General features: G+C 33.4%; 15 protein-coding genes. 11 read left to right on the forward strand and 4 right to left on the reverse strand.

Annotated features, from left to right (window positions below; translation table 11 throughout):
* Positions 1-39 precede the first annotated feature (39 nt).
* On the forward strand, positions 40-489 hold the full coding sequence (locus ACFQ1Q_RS10930; RefSeq protein ID WP_386131213.1) for a hypothetical protein: 450 nt from the start codon (positions 40-42) through the stop codon (positions 487-489).
* 79 nt (positions 490-568) lie between these two features.
* Here ACFQ1Q_RS10930 and ACFQ1Q_RS10935 read toward each other — a convergent pair whose 3' ends face one another.
* The gene (locus ACFQ1Q_RS10935) at positions 569-913 is read right to left on the reverse strand and encodes a TM2 domain-containing protein (protein ID WP_386131216.1); all 345 of its coding nucleotides are present in this window, start codon (positions 911-913) and stop codon (positions 569-571) included.
* A 101-nt stretch (positions 914-1,014) separates the two neighbouring features.
* Between ACFQ1Q_RS10935 and ACFQ1Q_RS10940 the strand changes: the two genes are divergently transcribed.
* The 3 genes from ACFQ1Q_RS10940 (at position 1,015) to ACFQ1Q_RS10950 (ending at position 2,898) form a co-directional block, all read left to right on the forward strand.
* A complete protein-coding gene (locus tag ACFQ1Q_RS10940; protein WP_386131218.1) occupies positions 1,015-1,890 on the forward strand; it encodes a hypothetical protein in 876 nt (291 codons plus the stop codon).
* Between the two features lie 56 nt (positions 1,891-1,946).
* A complete protein-coding gene (gene aroQ, locus ACFQ1Q_RS10945; RefSeq protein WP_386131220.1) occupies positions 1,947-2,363 on the forward strand; it encodes a type II 3-dehydroquinate dehydratase in 417 nt (138 codons plus the stop codon).
* A gap of 61 nt (positions 2,364-2,424) precedes the next feature.
* On the forward strand, positions 2,425-2,898 hold the full coding sequence (locus ACFQ1Q_RS10950; protein ID WP_386131222.1) for a hypothetical protein: 474 nt from the start codon (positions 2,425-2,427) through the stop codon (positions 2,896-2,898).
* A 160-nt stretch (positions 2,899-3,058) separates the two neighbouring features.
* On the opposite strand, the gene lpdA is transcribed toward ACFQ1Q_RS10950, so the two are convergent.
* Entirely contained in the window at positions 3,059-4,435 is a 1,377-nt protein-coding gene (gene lpdA, locus ACFQ1Q_RS10955) for a dihydrolipoyl dehydrogenase (RefSeq protein WP_386131225.1), read from the reverse strand.
* Between the two features lie 98 nt (positions 4,436-4,533).
* On the reverse strand, positions 4,534-5,016 hold the full coding sequence (gene msrB / locus ACFQ1Q_RS10960) for a peptide-methionine (R)-S-oxide reductase MsrB (RefSeq protein ID WP_386131228.1): 483 nt from the start codon (positions 5,014-5,016) through the stop codon (positions 4,534-4,536).
* A gap of 153 nt (positions 5,017-5,169) precedes the next feature.
* On the opposite strand from msrB, the gene ACFQ1Q_RS10965 reads away from it, so the two are divergent.
* From ACFQ1Q_RS10965 to ACFQ1Q_RS10995, 7 genes are all read left to right on the forward strand, one after another.
* Positions 5,170-6,585, forward strand: a complete 1,416-nt coding sequence (locus ACFQ1Q_RS10965) for a glycogen synthase (protein WP_386131231.1) — start codon at positions 5,170-5,172, stop codon at positions 6,583-6,585.
* Complete coding sequence (locus ACFQ1Q_RS10970) at positions 6,578-7,843, forward strand: glucose-1-phosphate adenylyltransferase (protein WP_386131234.1); 1,266 nt, start codon at positions 6,578-6,580, stop codon at positions 7,841-7,843. Before ACFQ1Q_RS10965 ends, ACFQ1Q_RS10970 begins: the two co-directional genes overlap by 8 nt.
* Before the next feature lie 3 nt (positions 7,844-7,846).
* Positions 7,847-9,754: a 1,4-alpha-glucan branching protein GlgB gene (gene glgB, locus ACFQ1Q_RS10975; RefSeq protein ID WP_386131237.1), complete on the forward strand. Its 1,908-nt coding sequence runs from the start codon at positions 7,847-7,849 to the stop codon at positions 9,752-9,754.
* Between the two features lie 116 nt (positions 9,755-9,870).
* Positions 9,871-12,285 carry a glycoside hydrolase family 31 protein gene (locus tag ACFQ1Q_RS10980; protein ID WP_386131240.1) on the forward strand — a complete coding sequence of 805 codons (2,415 nt, stop codon included), beginning with the start codon at positions 9,871-9,873 and terminating at the stop codon, positions 12,283-12,285.
* Between the two features lie 79 nt (positions 12,286-12,364).
* Positions 12,365-13,192: a M48 family metallopeptidase gene (locus ACFQ1Q_RS10985; RefSeq protein ID WP_386131243.1), complete on the forward strand. Its 828-nt coding sequence runs from the start codon at positions 12,365-12,367 to the stop codon at positions 13,190-13,192.
* Positions 13,193-13,265: 73 nt separating this feature from the next.
* Complete coding sequence (locus ACFQ1Q_RS10990; protein ID WP_386131245.1) at positions 13,266-14,645, forward strand: MFS transporter; 1,380 nt, start codon at positions 13,266-13,268, stop codon at positions 14,643-14,645.
* Between the two features lie 43 nt (positions 14,646-14,688).
* On the forward strand, positions 14,689-15,624 hold the full coding sequence (locus tag ACFQ1Q_RS10995; RefSeq protein ID WP_386131248.1) for a hypothetical protein: 936 nt from the start codon (positions 14,689-14,691) through the stop codon (positions 15,622-15,624).
* A gap of 43 nt (positions 15,625-15,667) precedes the next feature.
* On the opposite strand, the gene ACFQ1Q_RS11000 is transcribed toward ACFQ1Q_RS10995, so the two are convergent.
* Positions 15,668-16,402, reverse strand: coding sequence for a head GIN domain-containing protein (locus ACFQ1Q_RS11000; RefSeq protein WP_386131251.1), 735 nt, complete (start codon positions 16,400-16,402; stop codon positions 15,668-15,670).
* Positions 16,403-16,417 lie beyond the last annotated feature (15 nt).

A 16,417-nucleotide genomic window follows, 5' to 3' on the forward strand; every position in this document is an offset into this window, starting at 1 on the left:
AACTGAAAGGGAACATGGACATTTCGAGACAATTCAATATTGTCTTTCAGTTCTACTAACTCAAAATTTGACTTTGACAGACAATTCGTTTCTGAAGATTTTGAATCTAGTATTTTTACTGTAACGCCAAATGTTGCTTATTTTGTTGCTGATAATTTATCTCTAGGAGTTAACTTATCTCTAGGAGTTAACTTTTCTTTTACTTATAAAAAACAAGAAGAAAGTAGTTTTGAGAATACGTCAAATGCTTTTGCTTTTATTCTAGATGTAACGTACTTTTTTAGCCCAGAAAGTAGTTTTAGACCATTTTTAGGTCTAGGTGTTGATTTGGTATCAACAAGCTCAGGTCGTGAAGATTCAGAAAAATCTAGCAGTTTTGCACTTCGTGAAGAAACAGGTGTTACTTCCTTTATTAATAAAGGTAACAGTGATTTAGAAACTAAGAACTCTAATTTTGGAGGTGGAGTTGGTATCTCTATATATTTATAGGAAATTAATTTAAAATTTAAATAAAAAAAAAGTCACCAATTTTAAATTGGTGACTTTTTTTTGTTATTACTTTTTTCTATTAAAGTCCAGGATAAGAGTCCGTTAAAATTTGGACAATATCTATTATGTGACCAACTATAAAGAAACCAAATGTGATAATGTATAGCACGTTCCAATACCATGGGCTACCAATATACCATCTATGCGCAGCAAAACCACCAAGCACTAACCAAAGTGCAGCAGCCACCCATTTATCTTTTCCTGCTCTTGCAGCAGGTACAGCCATCATAACATCTTCTGATGATGTTTCATTAATAACATTGTTTTCAATAGAAACTGCTGCTCTTTTCACAGGGAAAGATGCATAAGCAGCGCTTAAGCTTAGCATGATTGCAAAAGCCGAAAGTAAAAGTTTAATTTTCATAAAAATTGGTTTAAGTTTACCTTAAAATTAAAAATAATAATTATACAACAACGTATCTTATTTAATTTATTTCTTAAAATTATATAACAATCTCTTTATCAATGAAATATTTAAAATTTATTTTGATTTTTGTTCTGCTTAGTCAATATGCACATACACAGAAAGAAAATCAATTTGATGGATTTATAAAACTTCAAGATTCACTCTTTATTAAATATAAAGTAGATTTCACCGAAAATGGTGGATTAATTTCTGGTTATAGCTTAACTGATTTTGGAGGAGAACACGAAACGAAATCTAAAATTGAAGGTGTTTATAATGAAGATGCAAAACAAATATCTTTTAAAGAGGTTGGTCTCATTTATACAAAATCTCCAGTGTCTTTAGACGATTTTGATTTTTGTAATGTTAATTTTACTTCTAATAGATTTAAAATAGGCTCAGATAAATTAGATGGTGATTTTCAAGGTACATTTAGTGATGGCACTAAATGCTTAAATGGCGAAATAGCTATGAGTTCAGTTGCCAAAATACAGAAGCGCGTGGCCAAATTTTCTAAAAAAGTCACCAAGTCAAAACGTATTGCAGATAGTATCAAAAAAAAGGTTCAAAACATAAAGATTATTGATACTTTAAATTTAAATGTGCTTAAGAAAAACGAGATTACATCTATACCAACGGCTTCAAAAATATTAAAGTTATTAATTTACGATGGTGGCCAGATTGATGATGATATCATTACCGTTTACCAAGACAATAAACCAATATTAACAAAGTACAGAATTACAGAAGCAAGAAAAACGATAGAAATTCCTGTAATAAATAAAATTACAAAAATTAAAATTTTATCAGAATCGGTAGGAAGCATTGGCTCAAATACCGCAATTATTGAGGTTTTAGATGGCAAAAATACGATTAAGGCTATGACTAATCTTAAAAAAGGCGAGACCACGCAAATAGATATTTTAAAATTATAATAAATTAATATTTAATATAAAATAAAGTAGAATTACGACTTATAAAAAATTACTTCATGAAGAAACTGATGATTATTAATGGCCCTAATTTAAATTTATTAGGTAAACGAGAACCTGAGGTTTATGGTAATTCTTCTTTTGAGGAATATTTTGAAGCGCTTAAATCAAAATACGATACATATAAAATAGACTATTATCAAAGCAATATTGAAGGCGAAATCATTAACAAACTACACGAAGTTGGTTTTAGTTACGATGGCATAATTCTTAATGCTGGAGCTTACACACATACGTCTGTTGGTATTGCAGATGCTATTGCAGGAATCGAAACACCAGTAATTGAAGTGCATATTTCTAACACGTACTCACGTGAAGAGTTTAGACATAAATCTTTTATAGCTCCAAATGCAAAAGGCATTATTATAGGCTTTGGATTACAGAGTTACGACCTTGCTTTAAAAAGTTTTGCTTAGTTAATAAATTAATTTAAAACCAAAGAATAATTGTATCTTCGATAATACTAATTCTTTGGTTATGAGGTTGTTTTTATCTTTTTTATTTTCATTTACTTTTTTAGCTACAATTCAAAGTCAGACAGATTTTGGAATCAAAGGTGGCACTAGTTTGACCTTTTTTAATGAAGATAATGGTGTTTTTGGTGAAAATCCAGAAACAGAAGTTGGTTATTTTGGAGGTATTTTTTTAGATATTGTTATCGATAAAGGATTTCATATTCAACCAGAATTAGTTTATAAAGGTATTGGGGATTTTGAATTTTTAAATGTGCCAATTTATTTAAAATACGATGTAGATAACAACTTTCATATTTTAGCTGGTCCAAGTCTCAACTACTTTTTTAATTTTTTCAATAATAAATTTAAAATTCGAGCAGATGTTAGTATAGCTTATGATATTACTAGTGACTTAGATATTAACTTAAAATATACTATCGGTTTTCAAGAGATATCGCCTAATGTATTATTTATCGGGCTAGGTTATAGACTTTAGTATTCAGTATTTAGTTTCCAGCGTTTGGCAAGTTAAATTTTTACAAGAAATAATTTCAATCTAAAAGAGCGATAATTTTTAAAAATTATCGCTCTTTATGGTATTATAATTTGCCATCTGAGTAAGAATTCCTTTCCTTTGGAAAGGTTAGGATGGGCTTTTATAAATGTATTACCTCATCGTAAGCATCAGCCACGGCTTCCATAACAGCTTCACTCATTGTTGGATGCGGGTGTACAGTTTTTAAAACTTCATGACCAGTAGTTTCAAGTTTGCGTCCTAAAACAGCTTCAGCAATCATATCGGTTACACCAGCGCCAATCATATGACAACCTAACCATTCGCCATATTTAGCATCAAATATTACTTTTACAAATCCTTCTTTATTACCGCCAGCACTTGCTTTTCCTGATGCTGAGAAAGGAAACTTTCCAATTTTCACATCCAAACCTTGTTCTTTGGCTTGCGCTTCAGTAAGACCAACACTTGCAATTTCTGGTGAGCAGTATGTGCAACCGGGAATGTTTCCGTAGTCTAGTGCTTCAACATGTTGACCTGCAATTTTTTCGACACAGAGAATACCTTCCGCCGAAGCAACGTGGGCTAAAGCCTGACCAGGCGTAACATCACCAATGGCATAATAACCAGGAATGTTGGTTTGGTAATAATCATTTACTAAGATTTTATCTCTATCTACGGCAATACCCACATCTTCTAATCCTATATTTTCGATATTTGATTTTATTCCAACAGCTGATAAAACGATATCTGCTTCAAGAATTTCTTCTCCTTTTTTTGTTTTTACTGTTGCTTTAACGCCAGCACCGGAAGTATCAACTTTAGTTACTTCTGAAGATGTCATAATTTTAATGCCCGATTTTTTAAAGCTTCTTTCTAGTTGCTTAGAGACTTCATCATCTTCAACAGGTACAATTTTATCGAGATATTCTACTATGGTTACTTCTGTACCCATTGAGTTGTAGAAATAAGCGAACTCAACACCAATGGCACCAGAACCAACAACAATCATCTTCTTAGGTTGCTTTTCTAAGGTCATTGCTTTTCTGTAGCCAATCACTTTTTCACCGTCTTGTGGTAAACTTGGTAACTCACGAGAACGTGCACCTGTCGCTACGATAATGTGGTCTGCAGAATACTCTGTACCATCAACATCAACTTTTTTTCCTGGCTTCAGTTTTCCAAAGCCTTCAATGACATCGATTTTGTTTTTCTTCATCAAAAACTTAACGCCATTACTCATTCCTTCGGCTACACCACGGCTTCGTTTAACAACGGCATCAAAATCATGTTCAGCATCTTTAACTTTTAGTCCATAGTCTTCAGCATGTTTTAAATATTCAAAAACTTGAGCAGACTTCAATAAAGCTTTTGTTGGTATACAACCCCAATTAAGGCAAACACCACCAAGACTTTCCTTTTCAATAACTGCAGTTTTAAAGCCTAATTGAGAAGCTCTAATTGCTGTAACATAGCCACCTGGACCACTTCCTAAAACAATAATATCGTATTTACTCATGCGTAAGATTTTTATAATTTTGAAAAAACAAAAGTAATAAATTAAGCTATAAAAAAAGCCTCTAAATTAGAAGCTTTTATATAAGTTTTTATCGTTGTTTATTTATCTGCTGGAACAAATTTTAATGCAACACCATTGATACAATGTCTTTTTCCTGTAGGCTTTGGTCCATCGTTAAAAACATGCCCTAAATGACCGCCACAAGTAGCACAATGTTCTTCGGTACGAGCGTAACCTAATTTATAGTCTGTTGAAAACGCTACGTTGCCTTCAATTTCTTTGTAAAAACTTGGCCAACCTGTACCAGAATCAAACTTTGTTTCACTTTTAAATAAAGGCGTATTGCACGCTGCACAATGGTAAGTACCATCTTTATACAGTTTATTTAGCGGACTTGTAAATGGTCGTTCTGTTCCAGCTTCACGAAGCACATAATATTCTTTGTCAGAAAGTTGTGCTTTCCATTCGGCATCTGTTTTTGTGACTTCAAAATTTTCTTTCTCTTTATTTTCTTTTTTTTGTGCGGTACCATTGCATGCAAACATGAAACTTAATACCAGTAATAAACTTATCTTTTTCATAATGTAAATTTACAAATTATAGAGTAATTCTTAGGTCGCATTAATTATATTTTAATTACGAAAACGTTGTTTTTTTAATTTTACGTTAAGTTGAATTAAAAACGGAATTATTACCATCTAAATGTTTAATTTTAAAGCAAGATTATAATTAATATGAATATACTTCACGTTAGTGCCGAATGTTTTCCAGTAGCCAAAGTTGGTGGTTTGGCAGACGTTGTTGGTGCTTTGCCAAAATATCAAAATAGGATTGGAGCAAAAAGTTCGGTAATTATGCCGATGTATAATAATGCTTTTGTAAATGAAAATACATTTGAAACCTTACATGATGGTCAACTAAAATTAGGTGTAACAGATTTCGGTTTTCAAATTAAAGTACTAAAAAATCTTGTTTTAGATTTTGATACTTACTTCGTTCATGTAAAAGAATTACTTTTTAAAGATTACGTGTACTCTGCAGATGATACAGACCGATTTTTAGCATTTCAGATTGCGGCTTTAGATTGGATTTTGCAACTAGATAAAAAACCAGATTATATACATTGCCACGACCATCATACAGGATTAATCCCTTTTATGTTGCAAGAATCTTATAAGTATGAATTGTTGAATAAAATACCTGTAATTACAACCATACATAATGCTCAATATCAAGGCTGGATGCCTTATGAGCATTTACATAAAATTCCAGAATTTAATTTATCAAATGGAGGATTGTTAGATTGGAATGGTGTTATAAATCCGCTAGCCGCTGCTATAAAATGTGCTTGGCGTGTAACAACAGTTTCACCAAGTTATATGGAAGAATTACAGCAAAACGCAAATGGTTTAGAACATTTACTTTTAGCTGAAAATAAAAAATTTGTGGGTATTTTAAATGGTATTGATGCCGAAGTTTGGAATCCTAAAACGGACCAACATTTGGTTAAAAACTTTAATATAACTTCAATCGTTAGCGGTAAAAAAGCAAATAAAGATTGGCTTTGTAAAACTTTTAATTTAGACCCAAATAAACCATTAATTGCATTTATTGGTAGATTGGTTGGCGAAAAGGGCGCAGAGTTATTACCAGAAGTTTTTAAAGCGGTATTAAAAGAATTGGACGTTTCGTTATTTTTATTAGGTTCTGGTTTTGAAGAAACCGAAAAACAATTACTACATTTACGAGAAGAGAATACGGGCAATTATAATTGCCATATTGGCTACGATGAAAAACTGTCTCACATTGTTTATGCAGGTGCTGACTTTTTATTGATGCCATCTCGTGTTGAGCCTTGTGGATTAAACCAAATGTATGCTTTACGCTACGCAACCGTGCCAGTTGTTAGAGAAATAGGTGGCTTAAAAGATACCGTAACAGATATTAATGATGACGGTTTTGGCATCGTACATAAGGAAACAACCGTTGAAGATATTTTTAAAGCCATAAAAAGAGCTGAACAATTTTATAAAGACAATAAACTGTTTAAACAAAACAGAAAAACCATGATGCAGATTGACCATTCTTGGGAAGCATCAGCAAAAACATACATAAATTTATACCAATCAATAACACAAACAAATGATTAATAATAAAGTTTTATCAATTATACTTGGTGGTGGTCAAGGTACACGCTTATATCCGCTTACAGAAAAACGTTCAAAACCTGCAGTACCAATTGCAGGAAAATATAGATTGGTAGATATTCCTATTTCAAATTGTATCAATTCAGATATAAAACGCATGTTTGTGTTAACTCAGTTTAATTCGGCTTCCTTAAACAGACACATAAAAAATACTTATCATTTTAGTTTTTTTAGTTCAGCATTTGTGGATGTTTTAGCCGCAGAGCAAACACCAGAAAGCAAATCTTGGTTTCAAGGCACAGCAGATGCTGTAAGGCAAAGCATGCACCATTTTTTACGACATGATTTTGAATATGCCTTAATTCTTTCAGGTGACCAATTATACCAAATGGATTTCAACGAGATGATTGAAGCGCACATAAAAGCCAATGCCGAAATTTCAATAGCTACAATACCAGTAAATGAAAAAGACGCTACCTCTTTCGGAATTTTAAAAACGGACTCAAGCAACGTTGTTACTTCATTCATTGAAAAGCCATCAACAGATTTATTACCAGATTGGACATCTGAAACAAGTGACGAAATGAAAGCACAAGGTAGAAATCACTTGGCGTCAATGGGTATTTATATATTTAACAGACAGCTTCTTATTGATTTAATGGACAACCCAGACACTATAGATTTCGGTAAAGAAATAATTCCGCAATCTATTGATTCTCATAAAACGTTAAGTTATCAATTTGAAGGCTACTGGACAGACATCGGAAACATAGATTCTTTTTTTGAAGCCAATCTTGGTCTTACAGACGACATTCCAAAATTCAATTTATACGATAGCAAGCAGCGCGTATTTACAAATGCACGAATTCTACCAACATCTAAAATTTCTGGCACAACATTAGACCGTGCCGTTATTGCCGAAGGCTGTATTATTAGTGCCGCAAAAATCGAAAAATCAGTTATTGGTATTCGTTCTAGAATTGGGAAAGATTCCACAGTTATAAACACCTATATGATGGGTAACGATGATTATGAAAATTTAGAGGATATTGACAAAAACAAAACCGAAATTCTCATTGGTATTGGCGAAAGATGCTTTATAAAAAATGCCATTTTAGATAAAAATGTAAGCATCGGCGATGATGTGCGTATCAATGGCGGAAAACATCTTGAAGATGCGGAAACCGACCAATACGTTATTAAAGAAGGAATAGTAGTAATTAAAAAAGGTGCAGTTTTGCCTAAAGGCTTTACGCTTTAATCTATGGCAGATGTAATTTCACACAGTCGTTTTTCAGAATTTGATGTTAACCTTTTTAAATCTGGGAAGCATTACAGATTATACAACCATTTTGGGTCGCATGTATGCAACGTAGATGGTATTGAAGGCACCTATTTTTCGGTTTGGGCACCAAGTGCAAAAAGAGTTTCTGTAATTGGAGATTTCAACTTTTGGAATGACGAAGAACATCAACTTTTTGTCCGTTGGGACGAAAGTGGTATTTGGGAAGGTTTTATACCAAATGTTGGAAAAGGCCATATTTACAAATATAAAATTGAAAGTCACCATAACGGTATTGTTACCGAAAAGGCCGATCCATACGCACGCAGAGCAGAACATCCACCAAAAACAGCATCAGTAGTTTGGGAAGATGATTATAATTGGAAAGACACGTCGTGGATGAAAACACGAGCCAAACACAACGCTCTAGATGCGCCTTATTCAGTTTACGAAGTGCATTTGTCTTCATGGCGAAAAAAAGCCGAAGAGAATAGGTCGCTTTCATACTTTGAATTAGCAGAAGAATTAGTAAACTACGTCAAAGACATGAATTTTACACATGTAGAATTTATGCCTATTATGGAATATCCTTACGACCCATCATGGGGTTATCAAATTACAGGATATTTTGCACCAACCTCACGTTTTGGCTATCCTGAAGAATTTAAATATTTAGTAGATGCTCTTCATCAAAACGGAATAGGTATCATCTTAGATTGGGTACCATCGCATTTTCCAGAAGATGCACATGGGTTAGGTTATTTTGATGGTTCTCACCTTTACGAACATCCAGATAAACGTAAAGGCTATCATCAAGATTGGAAAAGTCTCATTTTTAATTATGGTAGAAATGAAGTTAAGTCCTTTCTCATAAGTAATGCATTATTTTGGTTAGACCAATATCATGTAGATGGTCTAAGAGTCGATGCTGTTGCTTCAATGTTGTTTTTAGATTACAGTAGAGAAGAAGGCCAATGGGAACCAAACATTTACGGTGGAAGAGAAAATTTAGAGGCTATGGCTTTTTTAAGAGAAATGAATTCGGCTGTTTATGGCAATTATCCAGATGTGCAAACTATTGCAGAGGAGTCTACTGCGTTTCCAATGATTTCAAAACCGGTTTCTATTGGAGGTTTAGGATTTGGTATGAAATGGATGATGGGTTGGATGCACGATACACTTCAGTATTTTGCAAAAGACTCTATATACAGAAAGCATCATCAAAATGATATAACCTTCAGTTTAACTTACGCATTCACCGAAAATTTTATGTTACCATTAAGTCATGACGAAGTGGTTTACGGCAAAAAATCAATTTTGGGTCGTATGCCTGGTGATGAGTGGCAACGTTTTGCAAATTTAAGATGTTTATATGCTTATATGTTTATGCATCCAGGTGCAAATTTATTATTTCAAGGTGCTGAAATCGGGCAATACGAAGAATGGAATTTTCAAAAAAGTTTGGACTGGCATTTACTTGAATTTAAGCCGCATCAAGGCATTCAGAATATTATAAAAGATTTAAATAAACTTTATAAGCACGAACCTGCGTTATACCAAAAACAGTTCAGTGACGAGGGTTTTGAGTGGATAGATTATCAAGATGCCGAAAATTCGGTTTTAGCATTTATCCGTAAAGGTATTCAGCAAAAAGATGATGTTATTGTAATTGCAAATCTTACACCAGTGCCTAAAGAAATTTATAAAATAGGTGTGCCACGAAAAGGCAAATTAGTAGAGGTTTTTAATACAAATGACAAGTCGTATTTTGGTACTGGAGATTTTAAAAATAAAACCATTAAAGTCGAAAAAACATCGAGTCACGGTCTTGATTTTTCTGTAGAAATTTCTTTACCAGCATTAGCTGTTTTAGTCTTTAAATACCAATAAATTCAGAATCTTTAAAACGAAAACGTTATAGTTAATAAACTGCTATAAACTTATAGTCTTCATTCTTTTAATACTCCTTTTTTTTACCTTTTTTTATATACTCCAAATAAAATTGTATGATAACGAATACAGAATTAGAAAATAAAGGAAATTTATTTCCTACTAAAATATTAAACTTTAAAAAAGACGTTGACACGCTCTATTTTTATACTGATAACGATGTTATTCTTCAGCTAAAAGTAGTAAGAGATAGTGTATTGCGTTTTAGATATACAACTGTCGGAAATTTTGATAATGATTTTTCTTATGCAATAACCAAATATGCAAGTACAGGTTATAATAAATTAGAAATTAAAGGCGAAGAAGACAAATACATCATCACGACTTCAAAATTACGTTGCGAAATCCTTAAACAGGGCATGCGCGTTAGCATGTACGATGTAAAAGACAATACGCTTATTAATGAAGATGAAATTGGCTTTCATTGGGAAGAAAGCTACGAATACGGTGGAAATATTGTAAAAATGAGTAAAGTGTCTCAAGATGGCGAAAGTTATTACGGTCTTGGAGACAAACCAAATCATCTAAATTTAAAAGGAAAACGTTACACCAATTGGGTAACCGATTCATATGCCTACGGTAAAGATACAGACCCAATTTATAAAGACATTCCGTTTTATACGGGTTTACATAATAACAAAGCTTACGGTATCTTTTTTGACAATACGTTTCAGAGTTTTTTCGATTTTGCACATGAACGACGCAATGTCACTAGTTTTTGGGCACAAGGTGGAGAGATGAATTATTACTTTTTCTATGGTCCAAAAATGACCGATGTGGTTGAAAGTTATACAGATTTAACAGGAAAGCCACACCAACTACCACCAATGTGGGCACTTGGGTTTCATCAATGCAAATGGAGCTATTATCCTGAAGCAAAAGTCAAAGAAATTACTTCTACCTTTAGAAAACTTAAAATACCATGCGATGCCATTTATTTAGATATCGATTACATGGATGGTTTTCGATGTTTTACCTGGGACAAGGAGCATTTTCCAGACCCAAAACGTATGGTGAAAGAACTTGAAGATGACGGTTTTAAAACCGTAGTCATTATTGATCCTGGTATTAAAATAGACAAGGACTATTGGGTGTTTAAAGAAGGCTTAGAAAACGATTATTTCTGTAAACGTGCTGATGGTGCACATATGAAAGGAAAAGTTTGGCCAGGCGAATGTTACTTTCCAGACTTTACAAAGCCAGAAGTTAGAGATTGGTGGTCTGGTCTATTTAAAGAACTTATTGAAGATATTGGAGTAAAAGGCGTATGGAATGATATGAATGAGCCTGCAGTAATGGAAGTTCCAAATAAAACGTTTCCTGACGATGTAAGGCATGATTATGATGGCAATCCATGTAGTCATAGAAAAGCTCATAATGTTTACGGCATGCAAATGGCCAGAGCAACCTACCACGGACTTAAAAAGTTTAGATATCCAAAACGCCCATTCGTTATAACGCGAGCAGCTTATTCCGGTACTCAGCGCTATACTTCCACATGGACAGGAGATAATATTGCATCTTGGGAACATCTCTGGATTGCCAATATTCAGGCTCAACGTATGGCAATGTCTGGTTTTGGTTTTGCAGGAAGTGATATTGGTGGATTTGCTGAACAGCCACAAGGTGAATTATTTACACGTTGGATACAATTAGGAATTTTTCATCCCTTCTTTAGAGTGCATTCATCTGGTGACCATGGCGACCAAGAACCTTGGGCTTTTGATGAAGACGTTACTGATATTGTTAGAAAATTTATCGAAATCCGTTATCAATTATTACCATACTTATATACTGCTTTTTGGAACTATGTAGACCATGGTACGCCTATGCTCAAATCTCTAGTGTTGTACGACCAAGAAGATGTTCATACGCATTACAGAACAGACGAGTTTGTTTTTGGAGAACACATTCTAGCTTGTCCAGTTTTAGAGCCAAATGCAAAAGGAAGACGCATGTACGTACCCAAAGGACAATGGTTTAATTATTGGACAGATGAAGTTGTAAAAGGTGGAAAAGAAATGTGGGTAGATGCAGATATAGATAGTATGCCAATTTTTGTAAAAGAAGGTGCTATTATACCTAAATACCCAATACAGCAATACGTCGGTGAAAAAGAAATCAACGAAATTACATTAGACGTTTACTATAAAAAAGGAAAAGAAGATTCTGAACTTTATAGCGATGCAAACGATGGATATGATTACACCAAGGGACGTTACAGTTTAAGAAATTTTAGATTAACGGGACGAAAAAACGAATTAATCATTAATCAATTTAAAGAAGGAAAATATGTGACCGAATATCAGGATTTTAGACTAATTATTCATGGTCTGCCATTTACTATTGAAGAAATTGAAATTGACAACCAGACAATTTCTTTAGAGCGATTAAGCAATGATGGAATTTACAGTCTTGTCGTTGATAAAAACTTTTCGGAGCTACATTTAAAAGGAAATGAATTAAATTAAAACAGCGTCTTGTATTACTTTTACAAAAAATATAATTGAATAATTTATTTGTAAATTAGTAATCAAATACTCAACCATCATGAAAATTAAAAAATACATTTCATTTGCAGCGCTGTTTTTGTTAATGGTAGCTTGTGCAACAAATCCATTTACAGGAAAAAAGACTTTAGCGTTTGTGTCTAACGACCAACTATTTCCATCATCTTTTGCTCAATATAACCAAGTTTTAAGTGAAAATAAAGTTATAAATTCTGGAAGTGAAGCCGAGATGATAAGACGTGTCGGTCAACGTATTGCAGTTGCTTCAGAGCGCTGGTTAAATGCAAACGGCTATCAAGGATATTTAAATGATTATAAGTGGGAATACACTTTAATAGATTCAGACCAAGTTAATGCATGGTGTATGCCAGGAGGAAAAATAGCTTTTTATACTGGGATTTTACCGATTGCAGAAAACGAAACTGGTATTGCAGCCATTATGGGTCATGAAGTTGCCCATGCTCTAGCCAATCACGGTCAGCAACGTATGAGTGCTGCATACTTACAACAAGGTATAGCTTTAGCAGGAAATATTGCATTAGCAAATGATGCAAAATCTAGAAACATTTTTAACCAATCTTACGGTATTGGATCAACGGTGCTGGGAACATTACCATTTAGTCGTTCTCATGAAACGCAAGCAGATGAAATAGGATTGCGTCTTATGGCAATTGCTGGCTATAATCCAAGCGAAGCCTCTGAACTATGGAAACGTATGAAGGCAAAAAGTAACGGACAAGCGCCACCAGAATTTTTAAGCACGCACCCAAGTAATGATACCAGAATAAATAATTTAAAAAAGTGGGCGCCAGCAGCTCGTGCAGAAGCTGAAAAATTTGGGGTCACAAGTTTTAGACCTATAAATTAATTTTAGAAATATATTGTTTACTTTAGAAGCCGTTCAAAATAAAACTTGAGCGGTTTTTTTATTTAATATTTATATGGCAGAACTTAAAAAAGGAAGCAAAAAATTAATAAACGCTTGGGCGTTTTACGATTGGGCAAATTCGGTGTATACGCTTACAATTGCATCTTCTATTTTTCCAATATTTTATTCGACATTATTTGTTGATAAGGATGAATTAGTAAGTGCTTTTGGTTTTGAAATGAAGCAAACAGTTCTTATTTCTATTATTACTGCGTTTACATTTTTAGTCGTAGCAGTGTCATCTCCTATTCTTTCTGGGATTGCAGATTATGTCGGTAACAAGAAAAGTTTTATGAAGTTTTTTTGTTATATGGGCGGTCTTGGATGTATGGGATTGTACTGGTTTAATTTGGACCTAATACATACGAGTTTGTTATTTTATTTTATGGGACTTTTAGGATATTGGGGTAGTCTCGTGTTTTATAATTCGTACTTACCAGATATTGCTTTTGAAGAACAACAAGATTCTGCTAGCGCTAAAGGTTTTTCTTTAGGTTACATTGGTAGTGTATTACTTTTAATACTGAATTTAGGAATGGTTATGTTTCCAGAATATTTTGGTTTTGATATTAGTATTTCAGAAGACATTGCCAATTCTGGTAATGAAATGGCAATTACTCAGGCTACAGAAAGTGCTAAAAATATAGCTGCTGTAAAAGCAATGAAAATTTCTTTTATAACTGTAGGTCTTTGGTGGATAGGGTTTAGTCAATATACATTTTATGTTCTTCCAAAAGGTGTTTCTAATGGACACAAAGTTACTAAGGAAGTTTTATTTAATGGATTTAGAGAATTAAAAGCAGTTTGGCAAGAACTAAAAGGAAATTTAAGACTAAAAAGATACCTCAATGCTTTTTTTGTTTTTAGTATGGCTGTTCAGACTATAATGCTAATGGCTGTGTATTTTGGTGAAAAAGAAATTTTGTGGGGTTCTGATAGTGAAAAAACCGTAGGTCTAATAGTTAGTATTCTCGTAATTCAATTGGTAGCCATTTTAGGAGCAATATTAACATCTAAGGCATCAGCTAAATTTGGAAATATTAAAACTTTAATTGGTGTAAATGCTATTTGGATGCTAGTTTGTATATATGCGTTTTTTATGGAAACTCCAAGCCAATTTTACATAGCGGCAGGTATTGTTGGATTGGTAATGGGTGGCGTACAGTCTTTAGGTCGCTCAACGTATTCTAAATTTTTACCAGAAACAGAAGATACAACATCTTATTTTAGTTTTTATGACGTTGCTGAAAAAATAGGCATCGTTATAGGAATGTTGATTTTTGCAATTGTTGATCAAGTCAGTTCAATGAGATATGCTATTTTATTTCTTTTTATGTTTTTCTTAATAGGTATTGTTATGCTTTTTAGAGTACCAGAAAATAAAACAAGCTAATTTATGTTATGTTTGTAATTCCAAATCATTTCAATTTATAATTATGAAAAAAATACTTTCACTTTTATGTGTCTTTTTATTGTGTTCTGCATTTCAATGTGATGATGAACCTCTAGAAGGCGAGTTTGTTACAGATACAGAGGCTGCTTGTCAAATTGCAAGTTTAAATACTGCAGAAGCTGCATTAGCTTTTTTGGCTGCGGACGATGAAAATTACACTGAAATTTGTACAAATTATAGAGCTACGTTAGAGGCTCAAATTATAGCTTGTGGTGATGCTGACGGAAGTTTACAAGCTATTATCGAAGAACTTGGTGATTGTGTAAACAATGATAATCCAAATGATGCGGCTTGTCAAACCGCTATTGCAGCTAAAAATGAAGCTGAGGCTCAATTTAATGCTTCGACTGATGCTAATTACACTGAAACTTGTAATGCCTTAAAATTAGCCATACAAGCAGTTATTGACGAGTGTGGAACAACGGCAGAACTACAAAGCCAATTAGATGGTTTAGGAAATTGTATATTGACAACAAATCCTGAAACTATTGAAGGTACGTGGCTGCTTACAGCTTGGAATGGCACTGAACCAATCGATTTAAATAATGATGGAGAAGAAAGTATTAATTTTTTAGACGAAATGGATTGTTATAACAATGAAACTTTCGTCTTTAATAATGATGGCACAGGGAATTCTATAAGTACATCTTACGCTGATATAGAAATATTTCTTGACCCAAATAATTCTGAAGAATTTGATTTTACAGTAGATTGTATTCTTGAAGATGAAACTACTCCCTTTACATGGACACAGTCTGGAAATATTGTGACCACAACTGATGCTTTTGGAACGTTTGATTGGACTTTAGTGGGTAACACTTTATCAACAACTATTCCTGAAGGTTTTACCGTTATAAATACAGATGACGCAACAGTTAATACAATACAAGATTTAACATTTGTCTATACCAAACAATAAAAAAAAAAGCCGCTTTCTGCGGCTTTTTTAATTTTGTTTTATATTAATTCTCAATACTTCCAGAACCAGCAACCTTAGTATCTGTACTCGTAGGGTTTCCTCTATATTCAATATCTCCAGAACCAGCAACTCTTGCTTTTAATGCGCCAGAACAATTGATAGAAATATCACCTGAACCAGCTAAAGACGCATTTACGTTTTTAGAGTCTAATTTAAATCCATGAAAATCGCCTGAGCCAGCTAAACTTGTTTTTAGGTTCTCTGTCTTTCCTCTTAAAGTTAAATCTCCAGAACCAGATATACTAGCATTAGCGTCTGTAGCTTCTATATTTAAGATTAAGTCACCAGAACCTGCTAATGCCGCAGAAAAATCTCTAGATTTTATCGTCCCTTCATTCCATACATCACCAGAGCCAGATAAAGACACGTTCTCTATATCTTTATAAGGAATTGTAATAATTAATGGCTTGTTATTAGATGTTCTTAAATTTTTTCCGTTTTCAACTTTTATAACGAGGTTTCCACCCTTTACTTCGGTAATAATATATTCAAGCAAGTTAGATTCACCTTCAATTGTAATTTTTCCTTCTGTTCCAGGCACTAGTTTAAAATCCATAAAACCGGAACATTTTACGCCATCATATCCACCAACATTTCTTGTAATTGTTGTGACGTCTCCATTGCCTTTAATTCCTTTTCCGCTGCTCCACCATTGGGCATGAGAAAAGGTAATTGCTAATAAAAATAAAGTACTGAAAGTTAATTTTAAAGTTTTCATAATAATTGATTGTTT

This window comes from Winogradskyella litorisediminis, assembly GCF_042675765.1.
Lineage (GTDB): Bacteria > Bacteroidota > Bacteroidia > Flavobacteriales > Flavobacteriaceae > Winogradskyella > Winogradskyella litorisediminis.

Coding starts and splice junctions, on each gene's coding strand:
- ACFQ1Q_RS10935 (WP_386131216.1), bottom strand. CDS start 913: ATGAAAATTAAACTTTTACTTTCGGCTTTTGCAATCATGCTAAGCTTA.
- ACFQ1Q_RS10940 (WP_386131218.1), top strand. CDS start 1,015: ATGAAATATTTAAAATTTATTTTGATTTTTGTTCTGCTTAGTCAATAT.
- aroQ (WP_386131220.1), top strand. CDS start 1,947: ATGAAGAAACTGATGATTATTAATGGCCCTAATTTAAATTTATTAGGT.
- ACFQ1Q_RS10950 (WP_386131222.1), top strand. CDS start 2,425: ATGAGGTTGTTTTTATCTTTTTTATTTTCATTTACTTTTTTAGCTACA.
- lpdA (WP_386131225.1), bottom strand. CDS start 4,435: ATGAGTAAATACGATATTATTGTTTTAGGAAGTGGTCCAGGTGGCTAT.
- msrB (WP_386131228.1), bottom strand. CDS start 5,016: ATGAAAAAGATAAGTTTATTACTGGTATTAAGTTTCATGTTTGCATGC.
- ACFQ1Q_RS10965 (WP_386131231.1), top strand. CDS start 5,170: ATGAATATACTTCACGTTAGTGCCGAATGTTTTCCAGTAGCCAAAGTT.
- ACFQ1Q_RS10970 (WP_386131234.1), top strand. CDS start 6,578: ATGATTAATAATAAAGTTTTATCAATTATACTTGGTGGTGGTCAAGGT.
- glgB (WP_386131237.1), top strand. CDS start 7,847: ATGGCAGATGTAATTTCACACAGTCGTTTTTCAGAATTTGATGTTAAC.
- ACFQ1Q_RS10980 (WP_386131240.1), top strand. CDS start 9,871: ATGATAACGAATACAGAATTAGAAAATAAAGGAAATTTATTTCCTACT.
- ACFQ1Q_RS10985 (WP_386131243.1), top strand. CDS start 12,365: ATGAAAATTAAAAAATACATTTCATTTGCAGCGCTGTTTTTGTTAATG.
- ACFQ1Q_RS10990 (WP_386131245.1), top strand. CDS start 13,266: ATGGCAGAACTTAAAAAAGGAAGCAAAAAATTAATAAACGCTTGGGCG.
- ACFQ1Q_RS10995 (WP_386131248.1), top strand. CDS start 14,689: ATGAAAAAAATACTTTCACTTTTATGTGTCTTTTTATTGTGTTCTGCA.
- ACFQ1Q_RS11000 (WP_386131251.1), bottom strand. CDS start 16,402: ATGAAAACTTTAAAATTAACTTTCAGTACTTTATTTTTATTAGCAATT.